This window comes from Alcaligenes sp. CHO6, assembly GCF_037120595.1.
In the GTDB taxonomy this organism is placed as follows: Bacteria; Pseudomonadota; Gammaproteobacteria; order Burkholderiales; family Burkholderiaceae_B; genus Alcaligenes; species Alcaligenes ammonioxydans.
The window spans coordinates 1,625,600-1,644,149 of the sequence record NZ_JBANCI010000001.1 but is presented as its reverse complement, the minus strand read 5'-3'; the positions used below and the strand labels follow the sequence as shown (position 1 = coordinate 1,644,149).

The window sequence follows — 18,550 nt, the reverse complement described above, 5'->3', positions numbered from 1 at the left end:
CTCACGGCAGCCTCCTCGCTCCGGCCTGTCCTAATTGACCAGGCCGGGAATGCCGCGTAGCAGGCCCTGCATATAGTCGACCATATTGTTGATCAACCATGGGCCCAGCAGCACTACGGTAATGCCCATGGCCAGCAGCTTGGGGATGAACGACAACGTCATTTCATTGATCTGGGTGGCCGCCTGGAAGATACTGATGCCCAGACCCACGACCAGCACCACGATCAGCATGGGGCCGGCCATGGACAGAGCCAGTTTCAAGGCGGTATAGGTCATGGACATGACGGTTTCGGGAGTCATGGCGGTCCTTTATTGATAGAAGCTGCGGGCCAGCGAACCCAGCAGTAAATGCCAGCCGTCGGCCAGTACAAACAGCATGAGCTTAAAGGGCAGCGAAATGGTCACGGGCGGGACCATCATCATCCCTAAGGACATCAGCACGCTGGCAATGACCAGGTCGATGATCAGAAAGGGAATGAAGATCGTAAAACCGATCTGGAAAGCGGTTTTCAGTTCGCTGGTGACAAAGGCGGGCACCAGCACACGCAAGGGAACTTCTTCGGGCGTTTGCAGCTCGCCCACGCCCGCCATATCGCCAAACAATTTCAAGTCGGCTTCGCGGGTCTGATGCAGCATAAAGGTTTTCAGGGGCTGAGCGCCTTGCTCCAGGGCCGCCTCAAAGCTGATCTTGTTTTCCGACAGCGGCTTGTAGGCGTCCTGATACACCTGGTCAAACACCGGCGACATCACGAAGAAGGTCAGAAACAGAGCCAGACCCACCAGCACCGTATTGGGTGGCGCTGTCCCCGTGCCCATGGCATTGCGCAGCAGGCCCAACACGATAATGACACGGGTAAAGCCGGTCATCATCAGCAGGGCCGCCGGCAGAAAGGACATCATGGTCAGCATGGCCAGGGTCTGGATGCTGAGCGACCAGGTTTGCGAACCGTTCGGGCCCGCGGTGCTGGTGATGGCCGGAATGGCCTGCCCCACGGCCTGGGAAGGCAGGAACAGGCAGATCAGAGCCAGAAGCAGAGCGATACTGACGTGTGCTCGGGCAGGGGATGAAAATGCAGTCATGATGCGTTCAGCGGGGCGCACGGTGCTGGTCCAGATGGGTCTGGAAATCTGCCTCGGGGCTGGCAGACGCCTGTGTGTGCAACAGGCTGATCTGCTGGGGAGTGATGCCAATCAGAATTTCGCGCTCGTCAATCCGGATCAGGGCGACGCTGCTGCGCGGGCCCAGACGCCGGTTGTCAAGAATCTTGATGCGTTGCTGATTCTGATTCCTGAGCAGCCCGCCGCGGCGGGCCACCCAGGCTGCTGCCAGAATCAGGCCCACAACCAGCAGCAGGCTAAGCATGATTCTGACGAGCTGGGCTTGTTCCATGTTCTAGCGACGCCCGTTCAGTCGCTGGATACGGTCCGAGGGCGTCACAATATCGGTGACGCGAATCCCGTACTTGTCGTCTACGACCACCACTTCACCCTGGGCGATGAGGTAGCCGTTCACATAAATATCCAGGGGCTCGCCGGCCAGGCCGTCCAGCTCCACGACCGAGCCCTGGCCCAGTTGCAGAATATTCTTGATGGTCAGGCGGGTGCGACCCAGCTCTACCGACAGCTGGACGGGGATGTCCATAATCATGTCGATATCGGTGGTTGCCGTGTTCTGGGCCGGTTCCATGGGGGGGAACAGATTGCTGGCCGGGCTGGGTTCGTGCACCGGCGTAGCCGCGCTTTGCTCGGCCAGGGCCGAGGCCCAGTCATCTTCCAGGGGCTGTTCCAGACCTTGGGCCTGGGTGCTGCTTTGGGTGCCGGCCTGTTGCTCAGCCATCGCGGCTGCCCAGTCGTCCTCGGGCGCAGACCGGTCGTTAGGGTTGTGAGGGTCGCTCATAGGGACTTACCTTTAGTCAAATCGCTGTCGTTGGTGGCCAGGATGTTTTCTACCCGCAGGGAGTAACGGCCGCCGGAAGTGCCATACTGGCATTCCAGAACCGGCACCCCATCCACGTGGGCTTCAATTAGAGTGGGGATGTCAATGGGCAACACATCATTGACCTTGAGCTGAGTGAGCTCGGCAATGGTCATGTCGATATTGACAAAGTTGGCAATCAGCTCGACTTCGGCGCTGCGCACCTGGCGCGAGAGCTGCTGGGTCCAGCGCTGGTCGATGGCATCGGTGCCCTTGTCTTGCAAGGGGCGCGTCAACAGGTCGCGCACCGGCTCGATCATGGAGTAGGGCAGGCAGATGTTCAGATTGCCGCCTTGGGCGCCGAATTCAATATTGAACGAGGTCACCACCACGATATCGTTGCTGCTGCTGATGCTGGCAAACTTGGTGTGCATTTCCGAGCGCATGTACTCCGCCTCAAGCGGGTAGATCGTCTCCCAGGCGCCGCAATAGCTCTCCAGGGTCAGGGTCAGCAAACGCTGGATAATGCGTTGTTCTGTGGTGGTGAAGTCGCGACCTTCCACACGCGTGTTGTAGCGGCCATGGCCACCAAACAGGCTGTCGATAATCAGAAAGACCAGGTTTGGGTCGTAGGTGAACAGCGACACGCCACGCAGGGGCTTTAAGGCAACCATGTTCAGGTTGCTGGGCACGGGCAGGTTGCGCTCGAAGTCCGAGTACTTCTGAATGCGAATGGAGCCGACGGTAATGTCGGCGTTACGGCGCATGAAGCTGAGCATGGTCGAGCGCAGCCGACGGGCAAAGCGCTCGTTGATCAGCTCCAGCGTTTGCATGCGGTGGCGCACCACCCGATCTGGCGAGGTCAGGTCATAGGCCCGCACGCCAGAGAGGTTTTCATTCAGGGGCTTGGTGTCAGCGCCTTCGCCGGTAACACCGGCCAGCAGTGCATCGACTTCGTCTTGGGATAAGAAGCTCTGATACGACATTTATTGGATGACAAAGGCGGTGAACAGGACATCATTGATGTGCGGAACAGCAGGATTGGGCGGGTAGGGCTCTTTCAGGCCCGCGCTCAGCTGTGCAACCAAGGCTTGACGCCCTTCGGAAGTCTGGATGTAGGTGGGACGCTGTTCAGCCAGGATCTTGAGCACCCGGTCACGAACCATGGGCATGTACTCCACCAACATGGCGCGCGAACCATCATCCTGAACGCGCAAGGTGATGCCCACATACAGAATGCGCGAGCGGCCATTCTCGTTCAGGGTGACGGTGAACGGGTCCAGCGGCGCAAAAATGGGCTTAGCGTTGATCTTGACGGCGGCAGGCTCGTCAGGGGCAGGAGCGGCTTCAACCGACTGGCCTTTTTCTGCCCAGGCCAACCACGCAGGCGGGCTGCTTTGTTGCCAGGAGTAGTACAGGGTTGCGCCCACGCTAGCGGCGATAATAAACAGAACCAGCAGACCGGTTTTCATCAGGCGTGCAAGTTTGGTGGGTGCTTTTCGGGCCATGTGATGTGAGCGATGTATTTTCTAGCGTATGACAAACAGACAAACGCATGTCTGGCCTGAGCCTGACTGCATGCCTGAGCTATTGTGCCGGAGGTCAGACAGGACAGGCCCGGCGAATAGACGCTGCTTTTCGAGCTTAATCATGCTTTTTGCCGGGCGGTCCGTGGGGCTGGGAGTCAGGCGAAGGTATCAACCAGCGCATCCGGGTTCAGCGAGCGGGTAGCGCTGCGGTTCACCAAGAGGTCGGTCTCCTCTGGGGATGCCACCGTGTTCAGGCTGAAGGCGGTTTGCTCGCCCTGGCTGCCTTGGGCTACCAATTGCTCGCGAAAGGCCTCATGCGAGGCGTGCTGGTCACCCACGTCCGCCTGGCCCAGAGTCAGGCCGTTTTCCGCGAACTGCTGTTGCAGTTGTTGCAGGGACTGCTCCAGGGCCTGACGCACTTGGGCGTGGGGTGAGGTAATCATGGCGTGGGCCATGCCGTCCTGCATCTGCAAAGTAATGCGCAGGGGGCCCAGTTCCGGCGGGTCCAGGCGGATATCAGCACTTTGAATGCTGCCTTGGGCTTGCTGGGCCAGTGTAATCATCTGGCGTCCCATGGCAGCGCCCCATTCAGGGGATTGAACCGGTGTGGCAATGGCCAGCGTCATTGCGCTGGGTAAGGCGGCGGGACTGTTAGCCGGGAGCGTGCCGGGCGTGGCGCTCAGTTGGGCCAGCAAGGACGCATCCAGAGCGGGCAGATTCAGGTTCACGCCTGCACGAGCATCCTCCGCCATGTGTCGACCCAGGGCCACCAGAGACGCTGAAGCGTCATCCATCAGATGAGCTTGAGACGACGCTGTGCTCGCGACGAGCTTGGTGTTAAATGCGGTGTCGATTACGACGTGGGCCGCATTGACAGCCGCTTTGCGGACGGGGGTGGCAGCCAGCGGATTACTGTTCTCAAGGGATTTGGGCAAGGCCAGTTCAGCACTCAGGTCAACATCTGCTTGCGCCGCAGTGGTTTCCAAGGGGGTCGCCACGGCTGCGGCGCGGGTACTGCTCAGCTCGGCGGCCAGAGTCTGGCGCGTGTGGGCGGCGGTCACAGGTAGCGTGCGCTCTGTCTGCGCTGCTTTGATCTCGGTTTTGCTGTTCTTGATGGCTTGCACTTGCGACAGAATGGACAAGGCCATTGCGGGCAGGCCGCTATCGGCCGGTGCCTCGGTGTCCAGCTCCAGGTCGCTCTGATCGGCGATCATCAAGGCCGGGTCTGTGTTCAGGGTGTCCAGCTCACTGGCCCCCGCTGGCCCGGCTACTGTCTCAGCCTGTTTGGGGCTGCGTGCGAGAGCCTGGGTGTGAGTGTGGTCCTGTCTGGCAGCGGTCCCTGTCTTGCCAGCCCCTTTGCCTTGCACGTGTTGCTGTTGAGTTTGCAGATGCTGGGCAAAGCCTTCGTCCTTGGGCGCGTGCGCAGCCGCAGGCCCGGCCGTAGGGGCGACGGGGGCCGAGGGTGCGGCAGGAGCCGCAGGTAAAACCGAAAGAGTGGGCGAAGTCATGGCGGCGCTTGTTTAATAGGCGGTCTGGCTGCGGGTAAAGAGACGAGCAGCGATTTCGTCGCTGTTTCGTTGTTCCATTCTTTGCTGCTGGACGTGTTGAGTCTGGAGACGACGATCGATCAGGGTTTCATAGGCTTTCAGGCGTTGCTGGTGGCCATACCAGATCTGTCGTCCCTGTTCCATCTTCTCTTCCAGCGCATGGATAACACTATTTTGCTGGGAAATGGCCTGGTCCAATGTCACGATAAAGCGGCGGAAATTGTGATAGTTCGCCATGGTTACCCCCGCCTGACCCACATTGAGCAGGCGCTGGGCATAGTCCTGTCGATAGGTTTGCAGCATTTCCAGTTGCGATTGGGCCGCATCGCGCTGCGTGCGCAGTTCCTGCAACTGACGGGCGGCGTCGTCAACCTGATTCTGACTGAGATCGACCAGCGTATGTAAGGAGGCGTTGGCTTTCATGCTTATTGCTCGCTATTTAAAACGGCATTCAACTCATCAAAGGCGCGTGGCATATCCACACGTTGCTGCATGCCCTGGCGCAGGTAGGCTTCTAGCCAAGGGTAGCGATCAATGGCCTGGTCAATGGCCGGGTCGTTGCCCCGGGTGTAGGCGCCCACCGCAATCAGGTCGCGGTTGCGTTGATAGCTGGAGAGCAGACCCTTGAAACGGTGCACCATCTTGACTTGCTCAGGGTCCACGATGCTGGGCATGACCCGCGAAATGGAGGCTTCAATATCAATGGCAGGGTAGTGGCCGGTTTCGGCCAGACTGCGCGACAGCACAATATGGCCGTCCAGGATTGCTCGGGCCGAGTCGGCAATCGGGTCCTGCTGGTCGTCGCCCTCGGTCAGCACGGTGTAAAACGCCGTGATTGAGCCGCAACGGCCCTGCGCATTCGGTTCGCCATTACCGGCGCGTTCCACCAGTGCGGGCAGTTTGGCAAATACCGAAGGGGGGTAGCCTTTGGTAGCGGGCGGCTCGCCGATCGCCAAGGCGATCTCGCGCTGCGCCATCGCATAGCGCGTCAGCGAGTCCATGATCAACAGGACATTTTTGCCCTCATCGCGAAAAAACTCGGCCAGACGGGTGGCATAGACCGCGCCTTGTAAACGTAGCAGGGGAGAGACGTCAGCCGGGGCAGCGACCACTACCGAGCGTTGCAGACCTTCCTCGCCCAGGTTGTGCTCAATGAATTCCTTGACTTCTCGGCCCCGTTCGCCAATCAGGCCGACGACAATAATGTCGGCCTGGGTGTAGCGCGCCATCATGCCCAGGAGCACACTCTTGCCTACACCGGAGCCGGCAAACAGCCCCATGCGCTGACCACGACCGACGGTGAGCAGACCATTGATGGCGCGCACGCCGACATCCAGCACCGTGTCGATCGGGCTGCGCTTGAGCGGGTTGGGTGTGGTGTGGCTGAGCGGGACGCAGGATTGGGCGTCGATCGGACCCAGGCCGTCCAGCGGGTTGCCGCTGCCGTCCACGACCCGGCCCAGCAGCCCCGGGCCAACCGGAACGTGGCGAGAGCGGGCCTGGGCAGGCAGCCTGTCGGGTTGATCGGAGTCGGGCAGGGGAACGGGGGGCTGCAGTTGGGCCTCGACGGGCACCACGCGTGCCCCTGGCGGCAGGCCTGAAATTTCGCTCAGGGGCATCAGGTACAGGGACCGGCCCTCAAAGCCCACAACCTCGGCTTCTGCCCAGATATTCTGGGCGGCAGACAGCTCCACTTTACAGGCGGCACCTACTGCCAGTTTCAAACCTGTGGCTTCCAGCACCAGACCGGTGGCGCGCACGACACGGCCGCTGCGCAAACTGGGCTCGATCGCTTGTACCCGTTGTTGCGCCGATAGCAGTTGGGCACGCCAGCGTTCGGGGGTGGGGGCCAGCTTGGCAGGGACCATTCAGGGCTCCGAGGGGACCGCTAAGCCCAGGCTGGCCAGTGCCCGTTTCCAGCGGGTTGCAAAGGTCGCGTCGATATCGCCGTAGCTGGAGCGCACTCGACATTCGCCACGTTGCAGCTGGGCATCTTCCTGCAGGCGCCAGGCGCGGGGCTCGCCCTGTTCAATCAGAAATTCACGCACCAGACTGATGTCGTCCGGGTGCAGGCTCAGTTCCAGGGCGCTGGTATCACCGGGATCGCTGCGCAGCACCTCGGCGACCAGATCGCGGATGCGGCCGGGCTCGGAGGTGATGGTGCTTTGCAAGACATGCTCGGCAATGCGGGTGGCCAGCTGAATCAGCGCCTGCCCCATTTCCTGATTCATCATTTCGATGGATTGGGCGCAGTTCTGGTTCAGGGCAACAAATTCCTTGATGTACTGATCGATTTGTTCTTGCGCCTTGGCCATGCCGGCGCTGATGCCGGCCTCATAACCCAGGGCATGGCCGCTTTCCTGGCCCGCAGCCAGTCCTGCTGCGTGACCTTGATAGAAACCAGCCTGATAGCCTTGCTGATGGCCTTCTTCCTGTGCCTGACTGCGCTGCTCGTCCAGTTCGCGTTGCAGCTCTTCCTGGGTGGGAGGCACAAATTCTGGTTCTTGCGGCTCGTTGGCAGGGGCCGGGTCATCGAGCCCTTGCATCTGCCAGCGGGTCCAACTGTCCTGCAGCTCTGAGTACGCCGAGGCTTTGCGATGGCTGGGCATCTATAGGCCCCCTTGACCAGCGCCGTGCGCCAAGGCCGGACGCAAAAAACAAACGGCCCACGCCAGCCGGGCCTGTTCAGACACGGCCATCCTAGACATACTCGTCCCCGCTCAGGCCACCCAGTGTGATCTGGCCGGCTTCGGCCAGACGGCGTGCCACCTGCACAATGGCTTTTTGCTCCTGCTCCACCTTGGACATGCGGATCGGGCCCTGGGCGTCGATATCCTCGCGCAACATTTCGGCGGCACGGTTGGACATGTTGCGAAAGAACTTGTCGCGCAGCTCTTCGGGCGCGCCTTTGAGGGCGATAGTCAGTGCAGAAGTTTCGATTTCCTTGAGCAGCAACTGGATAGCGATGTCTTCCACATCGGCCAGGTTCTCGAACACGAACATTTCGTCCACGATGCGCTGGGTCAGGTCGGCATCCATGCCGCGCAGGCTGGTCAGTACGGACTCTTCCAGGCTGGCGTTCATGTAGTTCAGCATCTCTGCTGCCGTGCGCGGCCCGCCCATCTTGCTGCGTTTGGCGCCCTGGCCGGACAAGATGCCGTTCAACACTTCGGTCAGCTCGTTCAGCGCGGTAGGCTGTACGCCGCCAAAGGTGGCAATGCGCAAGACCACATCGTCACGCAGGCGATCCGGGATGTGTCCCAGAATATCGGCGGCACGGTCACGTTCCAGGTGTACCAGAATGGTGGCGATAATTTGCGGGTGCTCGTCGGCAATCAGCTCGGCCACGCTGGAGGCGTCCAGCCAGTTCAGGGCGTCAATACCGCTGCTGGCGCCTTCGCCGTTCTCCAGCAAGTCCTCGATCAGGCCAGCGGCACGGTCCGAGCCCAGCGCTTTGGTCAATACCGAGCGGATATAGGCGTTTGAATCCAGCGCCACGGCCATGAACTGGTCGGCTTCCTGACGAAAACTCTCCAGCGCCTCGTCCATATCGGCACGGGTCAGCTGCTTCAAGGAGGCCATTGCCGTACTGAGCTGCTGCACTTCACGGGGCGAGAGGTGACGAAACACTTCGGCAGCGGCATCTTCCCCCAAGGACATCATCAAAATCGCACTGCGTTCGATGGAGTCGTCCGGTTTAGCCGTTTTCATTTTTTTCATCTTTGTTTAACCAGGAGCGCAACACCATAGCCACGGCGCGTGGATCGTCGTGAGCCAGCTTGCGGGCGGTGTTCAGATTCTCTTCGTAACGGCTCATTTCAGCAGCGCGCTGTTCAGCGGCATGCTCACGAGCGGCATCCTCTTTCTGACGCTCGACGCGGGCATCCGCCACCGCCTTGGCCTGAATCAGGCCCTGGACGATGGGGTTGATGACGATGCGCCACGCCATGAACAGAATGAATGCAAAGACCACATACTTGATCAATTCCATGGCCAGCTCTCGGTACTCCGGATTTTTCCAGAAGGGGGTATCAATATCGCCTTGCTCGTTGAACTGACCGTTCACCACGCTCAGGCTGTCGCCTCGCTCAGCCGAGTAGCCTACGGCCTGTTTGACCAGATCGCGGATTTTGTCCAGTTCTTCCTGGTCCAGCGGCTGGTTGTCCTTGTCGGTGTTGCGATAGTTCACCACCACGGCCACCGACAGACGGCTTAGCTGGCCCATGGGCCCTTTGACGTGGCTGATCGTGCGGTCCACTTCATAGTTGACGGTGGAGTCGTTGCGCGCATTACCGGTGTTTTGCAAAAGACGGGCCTGCTCGGCCAGGGAAACCAGTGAAGGGTCCGTGCTGGCAGCGGCATCGGCCGTCTGTGTCGTGTTAGTTGCGGCCGTGTCATTACCGGCGGCAGCGGGCGCTTGTGGCTGAGTGGGAGCGGCTGGCGGGTTGACCAGATTGGCCGTGGCATTGTTGGGGGCCTGATTGCTCAGGGCACCGGGAACGCCCTGGGGCTGTTGCGGATTGCGTTGCAGGGAGGAACTGGTCTGCTGGCTGCGTACCGCTGCCTGGCCAGGTTGCTGATTGGGCTTGTAGACCTCGGAGGTCTGTTCGCGCCGTGAGAAGTCCACCTCGGCGGTCACTTGTGCACGCACATTGCCCGGGCCCACCAGCGGGTTCAGCAAGGTCAGAATACGTTGTACGGCGCGGTACTCGATGTCGTTGACAAAGTTGCGCTGCTGATTGTCCGCGCCCATCTCTCCCGCGGGTGCGGTGAGCAAACGACCATTCTGGTCGATGATGGAGACCTTGTCGGCTTGCAGATTGGGCACGCTGGAGGAGATCAGCCAACTGATGGCCGAGACCTGACCCTCACTCAGATCGCGGCCGGGGTAGAGCGACAGCACCACCGAGGCGGTGGGCGACTGGCGATCGCGTACAAACAAGGTCTCACGTGGCATGGCCAGGTGAACCCGGGCTTCCTTGACGGCATGCACGGCCTTGATGGAGTTGGCCAGTTCGCCTTCCAGCGCCCGCTGATACGTGACTTGCTCCGTGAACTGGCTGGCCCCAAAGCGGCTTTGATCCAGCAGCTCGAAACCGGCATTGCCGCTGCGCGGCAAACCTTGCGAGGCCATTTGCATGCGCACATCGTGGACCCGATCCTCAGGAACCAGAATCGCAGTGCCGTTCGTGTTGAATTGGTAAGGCACATTCATCTGGCCCAGGGCCGAGACGATGGCGCCGCCATCACGGTCGTCCAGATTGGAGAACAGAACCTGGTAGGTTGGGCCACGGCTCCACATCAGGATGGCGACAATCAGGGCGATCAGAGCCGCGCCCAGCCCGATCAATGCCGTCTTGGGCAGGGTGCGCAGCGTGTCGTAGCCAGGAATTTTATTCAGCATCTGTGCTGTCTGACTCATGGATGACCTTGGTGAGGCAGAGGCAGGGTTCTGCATGGAATCAGGGGAGTTCAAATCAGGACGTGCTCAGGCAGCATTAAGGGAAAGGGCGGCGGGCATGAAAGGATCAGGCGCTTACACCGGCATACTGGCAATTTCTTGGTAGGCGGCCACTAAGCGGTTGCGTACCTGGACGGTGGCCTGAAAGCCAACGCTAGCTTTTTGCAGGTCAATCATCACGTCATTCAAGGAGATTCCGGGCTCGCCCATTTCAAAGGCCTGGGCCTGAGCGCTGGCCTCGTTTTGCGCCTGTGACACCCGGTTCAAGGAGCGTGCCAGCTCGGCGGCAAAGCCCCCAGGCGCAGCGCTGCTGGCCGGGGAGGACACAGAACTGGAAGCCCCGGCAGCCTGCGCGACAGCGCGCATCTGGGCCAAAAGGTTTTCAATGCTGGAGAGATTGGAAATCGACATGTTCGCTTGCCAGAAAGTCAGGATGGGCTGCACGCACAGGTGCGGGCAGCTTGCCGTGCTTAATGTAACGTTTTGAACGCGAGGCTAAGCAGGGTATCTAAGCCCAAAAACAGGGGCTTTTCAGCCCTTCTAAACGAGGGCATCAAGGTTTTGAGGCATCGTGCAAGGCCTGCAAGGCTTGTGTGGCTTGGGGATGGCCTTGTTCCAGCGCATACAGCCAGGCCAGCAATTCGGCGACGGCCTGATAGAGCTGGGGAGGAATATGACGGTCCAGGTCCACTTGCATCAGCAGGCCCACCAGCTCGGGGGACTCGTGGACGTACAGGTTATGCTCCCGGGCCGTTTCGATGATTTTTTCAGCCAGGGTGCCGTAGCCTTTGGCGACTACGCGCGGAGCCCCATCCTTGGGGTCGTAGCGCAAGGCCAGGGCCTGCGGACGATGGGTCGGTGAATCAGGCTTCATCGGGCAGGTCCTGCGGCAGGGTCGGGTCAGCCTCGATCTGCAACTGGCTCAGAATCAGGCCCTGGCCCTGCAGGCGTTCACGCAAGGGCAGGCTGTGCTCGTCCAGGTAGGGAGCGGACTGCTCGGCCTGGATATGGACCAGCAACTGCTGATTCAAAAGATTGAGGCGCAGGGTGATCGGGCCCAGGGTGGGCAGGTCCAGTCGCACGGTGCTGGACCAGTGCTCTGTCTCTTCGTCTGATTGGGCTTCGTGACGCTGAACGCTCCAATCCATCTCCGCCTCTGGCCAGGCCTGGCCCTGCCATTGCAGACTCTGGTGGGCCAGTGTGTCCAGTTGCTGGCGCAGCAGCAGGCTGTTGGCCGGGTCCGGGGCAGAGGAGGGCGTTTGGCTGGCAGGGCTGTGGGCGGGTGCCGGTTCGGCCGAAGGGCGGTGCTGATTTTGTGGTTCCAGCTGCAGTTCGCTGACGCTACGTTGACCAAAGTGCAGATCACTGAGGTGAGACTCGTAAAACAAGCCGCTGTGTTGCAGGGCCTGGGGTAACGCCTGGGCGAAGTGTTGCGCCAGTGCGGCCGTGCTGCCGGTGGGCAGGGCTCCGGTGGCCGTCGTGCCCGTGGCCGCCGTCCCGGTGCCGGACAGGCCTGCGGGGTTTGCGGGTGTGCCGGCCGTGCCGCCAGCCGTCGCGCCTGGCCCCGTGTGGGCACCTCCCGTTGCGCTGCTGCCGGGCAAGGGCAGCCCTTGCTGAGTCAGGGTGGCCGTGGTGCTGGTGGCCGTTTGTGCCATGCCGGCGCGTCCACCTGCCTGACCATCGGTGCCGGGGCGGGCGGCTTCGCTGGCGTCTGCTTGCAGTGTAGGGTGGCTGGACAATAAGGCCTGTCTGCCCTGAATGGCGGGCGTTCGATCCGGAAAGCGCTCCAGCAGGGAAAGAATCAGTTGAGCGGTGCGTCCCAACGTTGTCGGGGCTGAACTGGTGGTGCTCGTATTGGGGCCGCGTGCAGTCAGGGCCGGATCGGTCAGGCTTTGACCGGTTTGTGTACGCAGATTCCGGCTGTCGCGACCCTGGGTGTGGGCACGAGCCTGATCTACGCTTTGGCGTTGATCTCGCGCGGTCTGATTTTCAAGGCGCTCGGCGCGTTGACTGCCCGGTGTCTGGCTGATCGCATCCGGTCGGGCGCCCGTGGCGATATTGCTTTGCTGTCCTGTGCTGATACCCAGAACGGCATCCAGCCGCTGAATAAGCAGCGTCCCCAAGGGGGAGGGGCCGCCAATGCTCATGGATGAACGCTAGGGCTGTAGTACGCTTGCAATACCGTTTGCTGGCGTTTCATATTGCCCAGCAGGGCGCCCAGCCGGCTCAGTTCCGGGGTGGCCAGGTGACGGATCTGGGCGTCATCGGCCAGAATCTGCGTCAGCAGCTGACGACGTGCCTGCTTTTCGGTTGCAGACAGATCTTCCATGTTTTTGAGTTTTTCCACGGCGAGTTGATAGTGTTCGGATTGCTCAAACACATCCTCCCAGCGTGCTGATTGGGCAAGCTCCAGCATGTGACGGGTGATGCCGGCGATTATTTGATATTGGTCGACGATCGGGTTAGAGGTATCGCTCATGTTCGTACCAGGCGCAAAAGGCGCAAAGGAGGTTGGAGGTGCGGATCAGAGACGCGCTCTGGTCTGCGAGCCCCGGAGTCAAGCTGGCTGCTTGGCACGTTGGGTGTCAACATTGCTGCGCCAGGCATCGGCAATATCGGTCAGCATACGTTCGGCCAGCGTCAGCTTTTCCGCGTCATTGCGAAGATTGGCCAGCATCAGGTTGTGCAGGATCAAGTCATAGGTTGCGACCAGATTGCGAGCCAGCTCTCCGCCCTTTTCGGTATCGACAGCCATTTTCAGCCCGCTATCGACGATATCGATGGCCTTCGATAAGGATTGCCCCCGCCCGGCAATATTGCCTTGTTCCATGTGTAGACGGGCTTGCAACATGGCTGTGCGCGCGCCGTTGAACAACAGGGTAATCAGATGTTCGGGACTGGCGCTCAGGACCTCGGTTTCCAGGCCTACCTGGGCGTAGGTGCGAACCGATTGTTGGCCAAAGCGACGGGAAGGGGCAGGATAGCTCATAGGGGTTTATTTATTGCTGTTCATATTGCCCAGCATGGACAACTGCTGGGTGAGGTAATCGCTGGTGCCTTTCATTTGGTTCACCATTCTGTCTAACTGAATAAATTGCTTACGATAAGCCTCAATCTTGTTGTCTATACGTTCGGCAGTGGCAATGGCTTGTTTTTCAAGGGTTTTCCCAATTTTGTCAGCGCCGTCGGTTGCATTGTCGATAAAACCGCCTTTTTTGACGTATTCATCCGCTGCTTTGTTAATACGGTTTCCAAGAGCATCCTCACCAACAAACAGGCGTTGGACATCGGCCATATTATCTTTCAGCGCAGTTGCCAGTTTCTTGTCATCAACGACCAAGTCTCCTGTCTTTGGGTCAGCCGTGATACCCATGGAGGCTAGGGAGCGTAAATTTCCCTCAGTAGTTGGAATGTTCAATGTGGAACGTAAGCTGGACTGAATCCGGCGGGGCATGGAGTCGCCCGTTAAGGCAGAGCCTTTTTTGTTTTCGACATCGTAGGAGGTCAGTGAGCGAATCGTACTATTTAAGGCGTTATAAGCTCCAACGAAGTCTGAAATAGCCTTGCTTGGGATGCTGTCGTCTCGTGTCACATCCAGGCTGATCGCGTCTGAACTGGCTTTGTTGAGAGTGATCTCCAGACCTTCTACAGTGTCTTTCAGGGTATTGCTTTGACTGATGATGTCAATGCCATTAATAGTGGCTTTGGCGTTGACGGCTTCACTCAGTTGTTTCATCCCTTGAGCAGGGCTGCTTTCAGTGGCTGCTGTAAAAGAAAGCAGACCGTCCAGATTAGCATTTTCGTCTACAGAAATAGACTGGATAGAAGCCTGCTCTCCGGTTTCGGAGGCGGTTAAAACTAATTGATAGGGGCGATCGGGATCACCGTTATTAATGATAGTCGCCGTAACGCCTAGTTTAGGGTCAGCATTGACCGCTTGCATGACTCCCTGCAAAGAGGTGTCCTTGCCAGTCAAATCCAAGGTATGTGCTGTTCCATTTTGCAGGGTAATGGTTACTTTTCCATCAATACCGAGTGGGGTTGTGCGATCACTTATTTTGCCAGTACTCAGTGAGTGTTTGCTGGCAAGCTGTTCGACCACAATACTGTACTGGCCAGGGGTCGCCTTGTTGTTTCCTGTGACAGAGATACCGTCGCCTGCGGCCTTGACTTTTACTGCCCCGTATAGACTTGGGTCATTGAGTGTTTTTCCTGCGCTTTGCAGGGCAGTAATAGACGCCTTGAGTTTGCCGTAAGCGGAGATCCGACTCACATTTTCGATTTGGCGATTCTGAATAGCGGTCAGGGAGACATTCTCTGCTTTTCGCAGGTCTTCCAGTAACTCATCCAGCTTCAGGCCTGAGCCAATACCGATTGAAGAAATAGCCATATCAAATACTCCTGTAGTGTCCTATTTTGTCGCGAATATGCCGCGCGCAAAGCCCATGTCAATGGGACGTTTCGATGCCAGTTTGGTTTTTAAACCTTCACGCTGACGGCGTTGCCCTGCAACTGAACGATCATTTTGGCAATCTGGATAACCGCGTCGGACGGCACGGTGCGCAGTACCTCGCCGGTCGTGTTGTCCACGATCGAAACTACCAGTCGCTGCGCCTCGTCATCCATATCAAAGCGAATGCCCGTGGACCAGGCCTGCAGGGAGTTGTTGATCTGCTCCAGCGTGTCGTCCAGCGTGTTGACCATGCCGGGCAGGGGTTCGCGCTTGTCGGGCCAGCGCTGCTGCAACTGGGTATCCGTACCGGTTTCCTTGGCAGGCGTCACTGTCGTGGCTGCTGACGGCAGGGGGGTGCCAGGGTTTTGTTCCACCGGGGAAGCCAGGGGCACCAAGGCCGTCGTTTGAGATGAAACTGAGTTGATCATGACATCACTCCAGAAGGGGCTTGGTGGCAGGCCGCAAGAGCATGGCAGGGCTTGGCACCTGTAACGCTCCAATTACGGCACCCACGCGCGTATCTTTAGGAGGTATTTTGGCTTTTGGCCCGGTCAGGCCCGTTTAAAGCCTGAACAAGATGGCGAAAGACAGTTTGATTTGGGGACTGTGTGGCAGGAGTGGCAGGCAAAATAGCCCCATCTTTATTGTCCGGATTCGTGCCTGTCCATGCCTCGTTCAGAAGACGTCCTGGTTGAGCAGTACGCCCCACTGGTGCGCCGCCAGGCGCTTCAGCTTGTGTCGCGCCTGCCTCCCAGTGTCGAGCTGGATGATCTGATGCAAGCGGGCATGATGGGCCTGCTCGATGCCGTACGCCGCTACCAGGTGGTGGCCGAGGCCCAATTTGAAACCTACGCCGTGACCCGTATCCGCGGGGCCATGCTGGACGAATTACGCAGTCAGGACTGGTTGCCGCGCAGTGTGCGCACCAAAGCTCGTCAGATTGAAGTAGCCGTCAGCACCTTGCGTCAGGAACTGTTGCGTGAGCCCACCGAGTCGGAAATTGCCCAAGCCCTGTCCATGAGCATGGACGATTACTACGAGCTGCTGGACGAGGCAGTGGGGGTTCAGGTGATTCACTACGAAGACCTGAAACGCCACGCTGACCCATCAGCCGATGCGCTGGAGTTTCTGGAGGACAATTCGCGGGAGCAGGCATACTTTGACAACCCCTTGAACCTGTTGACCTCCCAGGGACTACGACAAGCCTTGATTACCGCCATCGATCAACTGCCCGAGCGTGAAAAACTGCTTTTTGCGCTGCAATTTGAGCAAGACTTGAACCAGAAAGAAATTGCATTGGTGCTGGGGGTCACCGAAGGTCGGGTGTCTCAACTTCGTAGCCAGGCCGTAGCCCGTATCCGTGCCTGCCTGGCAAAAGACAAGTGGGACGCTATTTCTGACAGTGCGGAGTTTCAGGTACTTTTGTAAGCCTGCGCCTACCGGCTGCTAATCTTCCACTTTTTTGACTGATTATTCTATTAGCATGTCCGAGTTCAAGAAGAACCCGGCACAGGTATTGCGCACGGCTGGAGAAAAGCCTGTTGCCGTATTGAGCCATAACCGACCCGCCTTTTATATGGTGACGCCTCGCTTGTGTGAGTCGTTGGTCGAGGAAATGGCTAACCGGGATTTGGATGAGTTGGTGCGTCAATGGCTGGCGGTCAAAGATACGGCGGTCGAGGTTGGTCTTGAGCAGCTCTGAGAGACAGCCCATAAATACAACTTAAAGTTCGTGCCCGAAGCGTTGCGGGAGTGTGAGCGGCTGGATGGAAGCGTTAAAACCACCTTCAAAAGTCTGCTTCGCAAAAGACTGGATACAGTGCATGTGTCGGGTCCGCCTTGCGAGGCGATTTGTTGAACTGCTACAAAATCAAGCTGCCTCAAGCAGGGCTATCGTCTTGTTTATACCGTTGAGGATGATGTTCTGGTGGTTCTGTTCTTGGCGGTAAACAGGAGGGAGGGCATGGCAGTGTACTGCGCTGCTATTCAGCGATAAAGTGAGGATTTGGACTAAGTGTCGAGCAGGCGGCAATTGCAGTCTGACTTCTCTGTGATGTCCTGTCGTGTTGATTCAGATGGAAAAAAGCCAGCCCGTTATTGGGCTGGCTTTTTGTCGTGCATTCACTTCGCTTGTTAATTCAAAGTGAATGGTTCGGCAGCGTCAATTAACGCAGCAGCGACAGTACAGTTTGTGGCACTTGGTTAGCCTGTGCCAGTACCGACGTGCCAGCCTGTTGCAGGATCTGAGCGCGAGTCATGTTGGAGACTTCGACTGCGTAGTCGGCGTCTTCGATACGCGACCGAGCTGCGGACAGGTTGGTGACCGTGTTGCTCAGGTTAGCAATGGTGGACTGGAAGCGGTTTTGAATTGCACCGAGGTCACTGCGAAGCGAATCCACTTTTTGCAACGCTGTATCAATAGCGTCCAGCGGCTTAGCAGTTACTTTTACTGCACTAGTGAAATTCTTTGCAGCTACAGTTACTGCTCCAGTGGTTCCATCAACAGTGAGGTCAGCTGCAGTCACCGCGACGTAAAGTTTGTCGCCTGAAGCGATTCCATCGCGTGTAGCACCTGCTGTCGCAGTAACTTCTGCCCAAAGATTTCCTTTGGTGTCTTGCATCAGGGTTGCAGCAGCCGGAGGAGTAGTACCCAGATCCGCTACGCCGGTAGGTGCAGTAACCGTTACCGTCCCAGCATTGTTTGTGCCTTTGACAGCATTGATGGTAGATGCAGTAGCAGTGCTGACAGCGCCTTGAGGGCCGTTGATTGCAAGCGCTGAGAGGCCGAGTTCCTTCGAATCAATCTTATCCAACTTCAGCGTAATCGTCTGACCGTCATGGGCACCTACTTGAATATCAAGATTGCGATCTTTCTGAGCCAATACGTGTACACCGTTAAATTGCGTTTGGGTAGACACACGATCGATTTCTTTCAGGCGCTGCGTAATTTCGCCTTGAATCGAATCTAGATCTGATTGAGAGTTGGAGCCGTTGGCCGCTTGAACCGACAGTTCTCGCACGCGCTGCAAGTTATTGTTAATTTCGTTCAGTGCACCTTCAGTCGTTTGAGCGATGGAGATACCATCGTTGGCGTTACGCGTAGCTTGCGTCAGACCCTTGATGTTGGCCGTGAAGCGGTTAGCAATCGCTTGACCAGCAGCGTCGTCCTTGGCGCTGTTGATGCGCAGGCCGGAGGACAGACGCTCAATGGCTTGACCCAGTGCGCCTTGCGATTTGCTCAGATTGCCTTGGGCAACGAGGGAAAGCGAGTTCGTATTGATAACAGACATGGTAACTCCCAATGTTGAGTAGAGCGGCGAAACGGTTTCGCCCTTTGCCCAGGAAAGCGTTGGCGTTCTGCTAGGCCCCAGGGGGCTGATCGCGCATTCGACACACTGCGTTCTTCCTGTACAGCAACATTAACGGAAGGGGTGAAAAACTCTTTAGGGGCCTGTTGAGAAAATTTTCTTCACGTGGCCTTCACGCCTTGATTGCCGCGGCTTCAAGCAGGGTGCTCCGGTGTGCTGAGCAGCCGGCTTGCTGTCGTGCTCTGGCCCTCAAGCCCGATTTTTCCCTGGTCGCTGCTCGAAAATGGAGCAACTGGCTCCGTGCCCCAGCATCCAAACCCGTGGTTTTGTCTGAATG

General features: G+C 58.4%; 22 protein-coding genes. 2 read left to right on the top strand and 20 right to left on the bottom strand.

Annotation, left to right across the window (positions count from 1 at the left end; all coding sequences use genetic code 11):
• Positions 1-30: 30 nt before the first annotated feature.
• From fliQ to V6936_RS07580, 19 genes are all read right to left on the bottom strand, one after another.
• Complete coding sequence (gene fliQ, locus V6936_RS07670; protein WP_003804652.1) at positions 31-300, bottom strand: flagellar biosynthesis protein FliQ; 270 nt, start codon at positions 298-300, stop codon at positions 31-33.
• 9 nt (positions 301-309) lie between these two features.
• On the bottom strand, positions 310-1,080 hold the full coding sequence (gene fliP / locus V6936_RS07665) for a flagellar type III secretion system pore protein FliP (RefSeq protein ID WP_039944016.1): 771 nt from the start codon (positions 1,078-1,080) through the stop codon (positions 310-312).
• A 7-nt stretch (positions 1,081-1,087) separates the two neighbouring features.
• The gene (gene fliO / locus V6936_RS07660; RefSeq protein ID WP_003804646.1) at positions 1,088-1,363 is read right to left on the bottom strand and encodes a flagellar biosynthetic protein FliO; all 276 of its coding nucleotides are present in this window, start codon (positions 1,361-1,363) and stop codon (positions 1,088-1,090) included.
• Positions 1,364-1,393: 30 nt separating this feature from the next.
• Positions 1,394-1,897 carry a flagellar motor switch protein FliN gene (gene fliN, locus V6936_RS07655; RefSeq protein WP_003804644.1) on the bottom strand — a complete coding sequence of 168 codons (504 nt, stop codon included), beginning with the start codon at positions 1,895-1,897 and terminating at the stop codon, positions 1,394-1,396.
• A complete protein-coding gene (gene fliM / locus V6936_RS07650; protein WP_003804642.1) occupies positions 1,894-2,901 on the bottom strand; it encodes a flagellar motor switch protein FliM in 1,008 nt (335 codons plus the stop codon). The genes fliN and fliM overlap by 4 nt, the downstream gene beginning before the upstream one ends.
• Positions 2,902-3,387: a flagellar basal body-associated FliL family protein gene (locus V6936_RS07645; RefSeq protein ID WP_230406276.1), complete on the bottom strand. Its 486-nt coding sequence runs from the start codon at positions 3,385-3,387 to the stop codon at positions 2,902-2,904.
• Positions 3,388-3,599: 212 nt separating this feature from the next.
• Positions 3,600-4,952, bottom strand: coding sequence for a flagellar hook-length control protein FliK (locus V6936_RS07640; RefSeq protein WP_301607047.1), 1,353 nt, complete (start codon positions 4,950-4,952; stop codon positions 3,600-3,602).
• A 12-nt stretch (positions 4,953-4,964) separates the two neighbouring features.
• Positions 4,965-5,414 carry a flagellar export protein FliJ gene (gene fliJ, locus V6936_RS07635; protein ID WP_003804635.1) on the bottom strand — a complete coding sequence of 150 codons (450 nt, stop codon included), beginning with the start codon at positions 5,412-5,414 and terminating at the stop codon, positions 4,965-4,967.
• A gap of 2 nt (positions 5,415-5,416) precedes the next feature.
• Positions 5,417-6,859, bottom strand: a complete 1,443-nt coding sequence (fliI, locus tag V6936_RS07630; RefSeq protein ID WP_003804631.1) for a flagellar protein export ATPase FliI — start codon at positions 6,857-6,859, stop codon at positions 5,417-5,419.
• A complete protein-coding gene (fliH, locus tag V6936_RS07625; protein WP_336579671.1) occupies positions 6,860-7,600 on the bottom strand; it encodes a flagellar assembly protein FliH in 741 nt (246 codons plus the stop codon).
• A gap of 91 nt (positions 7,601-7,691) precedes the next feature.
• On the bottom strand, positions 7,692-8,702 hold the full coding sequence (gene fliG, locus V6936_RS07620; RefSeq protein WP_039943984.1) for a flagellar motor switch protein FliG: 1,011 nt from the start codon (positions 8,700-8,702) through the stop codon (positions 7,692-7,694).
• A complete protein-coding gene (gene fliF / locus V6936_RS07615; protein ID WP_003804626.1) occupies positions 8,689-10,413 on the bottom strand; it encodes a flagellar basal-body MS-ring/collar protein FliF in 1,725 nt (574 codons plus the stop codon). The genes fliG and fliF overlap by 14 nt, the downstream gene beginning before the upstream one ends.
• 114 nt (positions 10,414-10,527) lie before the next feature.
• Entirely contained in the window at positions 10,528-10,863 is a 336-nt protein-coding gene (gene fliE / locus V6936_RS07610) for a flagellar hook-basal body complex protein FliE (protein ID WP_003804624.1), read from the bottom strand.
• A 142-nt stretch (positions 10,864-11,005) separates the two neighbouring features.
• Positions 11,006-11,326: an EscU/YscU/HrcU family type III secretion system export apparatus switch protein gene (locus V6936_RS07605; RefSeq protein WP_003804622.1), complete on the bottom strand. Its 321-nt coding sequence runs from the start codon at positions 11,324-11,326 to the stop codon at positions 11,006-11,008.
• A complete protein-coding gene (locus V6936_RS07600) occupies positions 11,316-12,599 on the bottom strand; it encodes a flagellar hook-length control protein FliK (RefSeq protein WP_003804620.1) in 1,284 nt (427 codons plus the stop codon). The genes V6936_RS07605 and V6936_RS07600 overlap by 11 nt, the downstream gene beginning before the upstream one ends.
• Complete coding sequence (locus V6936_RS07595; RefSeq protein WP_003804618.1) at positions 12,596-12,931, bottom strand: flagellar protein FliT; 336 nt, start codon at positions 12,929-12,931, stop codon at positions 12,596-12,598. Before V6936_RS07595 ends, V6936_RS07600 begins: the two co-directional genes overlap by 4 nt.
• A 78-nt stretch (positions 12,932-13,009) precedes the next feature.
• Complete coding sequence (gene fliS, locus V6936_RS07590; RefSeq protein ID WP_003804615.1) at positions 13,010-13,441, bottom strand: flagellar export chaperone FliS; 432 nt, start codon at positions 13,439-13,441, stop codon at positions 13,010-13,012.
• A 6-nt stretch (positions 13,442-13,447) separates the two neighbouring features.
• Positions 13,448-14,842 (bottom strand): flagellar filament capping protein FliD, encoded by a 1,395-nt coding sequence (gene fliD, locus V6936_RS07585; protein ID WP_003804614.1) that lies wholly within the window; start codon positions 14,840-14,842, stop codon positions 13,448-13,450.
• A gap of 89 nt (positions 14,843-14,931) precedes the next feature.
• A complete protein-coding gene (locus tag V6936_RS07580; protein WP_301607055.1) occupies positions 14,932-15,333 on the bottom strand; it encodes a flagellar protein FlaG in 402 nt (133 codons plus the stop codon).
• 238 nt (positions 15,334-15,571) lie between these two features.
• Between V6936_RS07580 and V6936_RS07575 the strand changes: the two genes are divergently transcribed.
• The gene (locus V6936_RS07575) at positions 15,572-16,333 is read left to right on the top strand and encodes an RNA polymerase sigma factor FliA (protein ID WP_219235873.1); all 762 of its coding nucleotides are present in this window, start codon (positions 15,572-15,574) and stop codon (positions 16,331-16,333) included.
• Between the two features lie 55 nt (positions 16,334-16,388).
• Positions 16,389-16,607 (top strand): type II toxin-antitoxin system Phd/YefM family antitoxin, encoded by a 219-nt coding sequence (locus V6936_RS07570; protein ID WP_301607057.1) that lies wholly within the window; start codon positions 16,389-16,391, stop codon positions 16,605-16,607.
• 463 nt (positions 16,608-17,070) lie between these two features.
• Here V6936_RS07570 and V6936_RS07565 read toward each other — a convergent pair whose 3' ends face one another.
• On the bottom strand, positions 17,071-18,195 hold the full coding sequence (locus tag V6936_RS07565) for a FliC/FljB family flagellin (protein WP_301607059.1): 1,125 nt from the start codon (positions 18,193-18,195) through the stop codon (positions 17,071-17,073).
• Positions 18,196-18,550 lie beyond the last annotated feature (355 nt).

Excerpts from the sequence above, each read along its gene's own strand:
- fliF (WP_003804626.1), bottom strand. The coding sequence starts at position 10,413 with ATGAGTCAGACAGCACAGATGCTGAATAAAATTCCTGGCTACGACACG.
- V6936_RS07575 (WP_219235873.1), top strand. The coding sequence starts at position 15,572 with ATGCCTCGTTCAGAAGACGTCCTGGTTGAGCAGTACGCCCCACTGGTG.
- V6936_RS07605 (WP_003804622.1), bottom strand. The coding sequence starts at position 11,326 with ATGAAGCCTGATTCACCGACCCATCGTCCGCAGGCCCTGGCCTTGCGC.
- fliI (WP_003804631.1), bottom strand. The coding sequence starts at position 6,859 with ATGGTCCCTGCCAAGCTGGCCCCCACCCCCGAACGCTGGCGTGCCCAA.
- fliE (WP_003804624.1), bottom strand. The coding sequence starts at position 10,863 with ATGTCGATTTCCAATCTCTCCAGCATTGAAAACCTTTTGGCCCAGATG.
- fliM (WP_003804642.1), bottom strand. The coding sequence starts at position 2,901 with ATGTCGTATCAGAGCTTCTTATCCCAAGACGAAGTCGATGCACTGCTG.
- V6936_RS07645 (WP_230406276.1), bottom strand. The coding sequence starts at position 3,387 with ATGAAAACCGGTCTGCTGGTTCTGTTTATTATCGCCGCTAGCGTGGGC.
- V6936_RS07570 (WP_301607057.1), top strand. The coding sequence starts at position 16,389 with ATGTCCGAGTTCAAGAAGAACCCGGCACAGGTATTGCGCACGGCTGGA.
- V6936_RS07580 (WP_301607055.1), bottom strand. The coding sequence starts at position 15,333 with ATGATCAACTCAGTTTCATCTCAAACGACGGCCTTGGTGCCCCTGGCT.
- fliG (WP_039943984.1), bottom strand. The coding sequence starts at position 8,702 with ATGAAAACGGCTAAACCGGACGACTCCATCGAACGCAGTGCGATTTTG.
- fliS (WP_003804615.1), bottom strand. The coding sequence starts at position 13,441 with ATGAGCTATCCTGCCCCTTCCCGTCGCTTTGGCCAACAATCGGTTCGC.
- fliD (WP_003804614.1), bottom strand. The coding sequence starts at position 14,842 with ATGGCTATTTCTTCAATCGGTATTGGCTCAGGCCTGAAGCTGGATGAG.
- fliQ (WP_003804652.1), bottom strand. The coding sequence starts at position 300 with ATGACTCCCGAAACCGTCATGTCCATGACCTATACCGCCTTGAAACTG.
- fliP (WP_039944016.1), bottom strand. The coding sequence starts at position 1,080 with ATGACTGCATTTTCATCCCCTGCCCGAGCACACGTCAGTATCGCTCTG.
- V6936_RS07600 (WP_003804620.1), bottom strand. The coding sequence starts at position 12,599 with ATGAGCATTGGCGGCCCCTCCCCCTTGGGGACGCTGCTTATTCAGCGG.
- fliN (WP_003804644.1), bottom strand. The coding sequence starts at position 1,897 with ATGAGCGACCCTCACAACCCTAACGACCGGTCTGCGCCCGAGGACGAC.
- fliO (WP_003804646.1), bottom strand. The coding sequence starts at position 1,363 with ATGCTTAGCCTGCTGCTGGTTGTGGGCCTGATTCTGGCAGCAGCCTGG.
- fliH (WP_336579671.1), bottom strand. The coding sequence starts at position 7,600 with ATGCCCAGCCATCGCAAAGCCTCGGCGTACTCAGAGCTGCAGGACAGT.
- fliJ (WP_003804635.1), bottom strand. The coding sequence starts at position 5,414 with ATGAAAGCCAACGCCTCCTTACATACGCTGGTCGATCTCAGTCAGAAT.
- V6936_RS07565 (WP_301607059.1), bottom strand. The coding sequence starts at position 18,195 with ATGTCTGTTATCAATACGAACTCGCTTTCCCTCGTTGCCCAAGGCAAT.
- V6936_RS07640 (WP_301607047.1), bottom strand. The coding sequence starts at position 4,952 with ATGACTTCGCCCACTCTTTCGGTTTTACCTGCGGCTCCTGCCGCACCC.
- V6936_RS07595 (WP_003804618.1), bottom strand. The coding sequence starts at position 12,931 with ATGAGCGATACCTCTAACCCGATCGTCGACCAATATCAAATAATCGCC.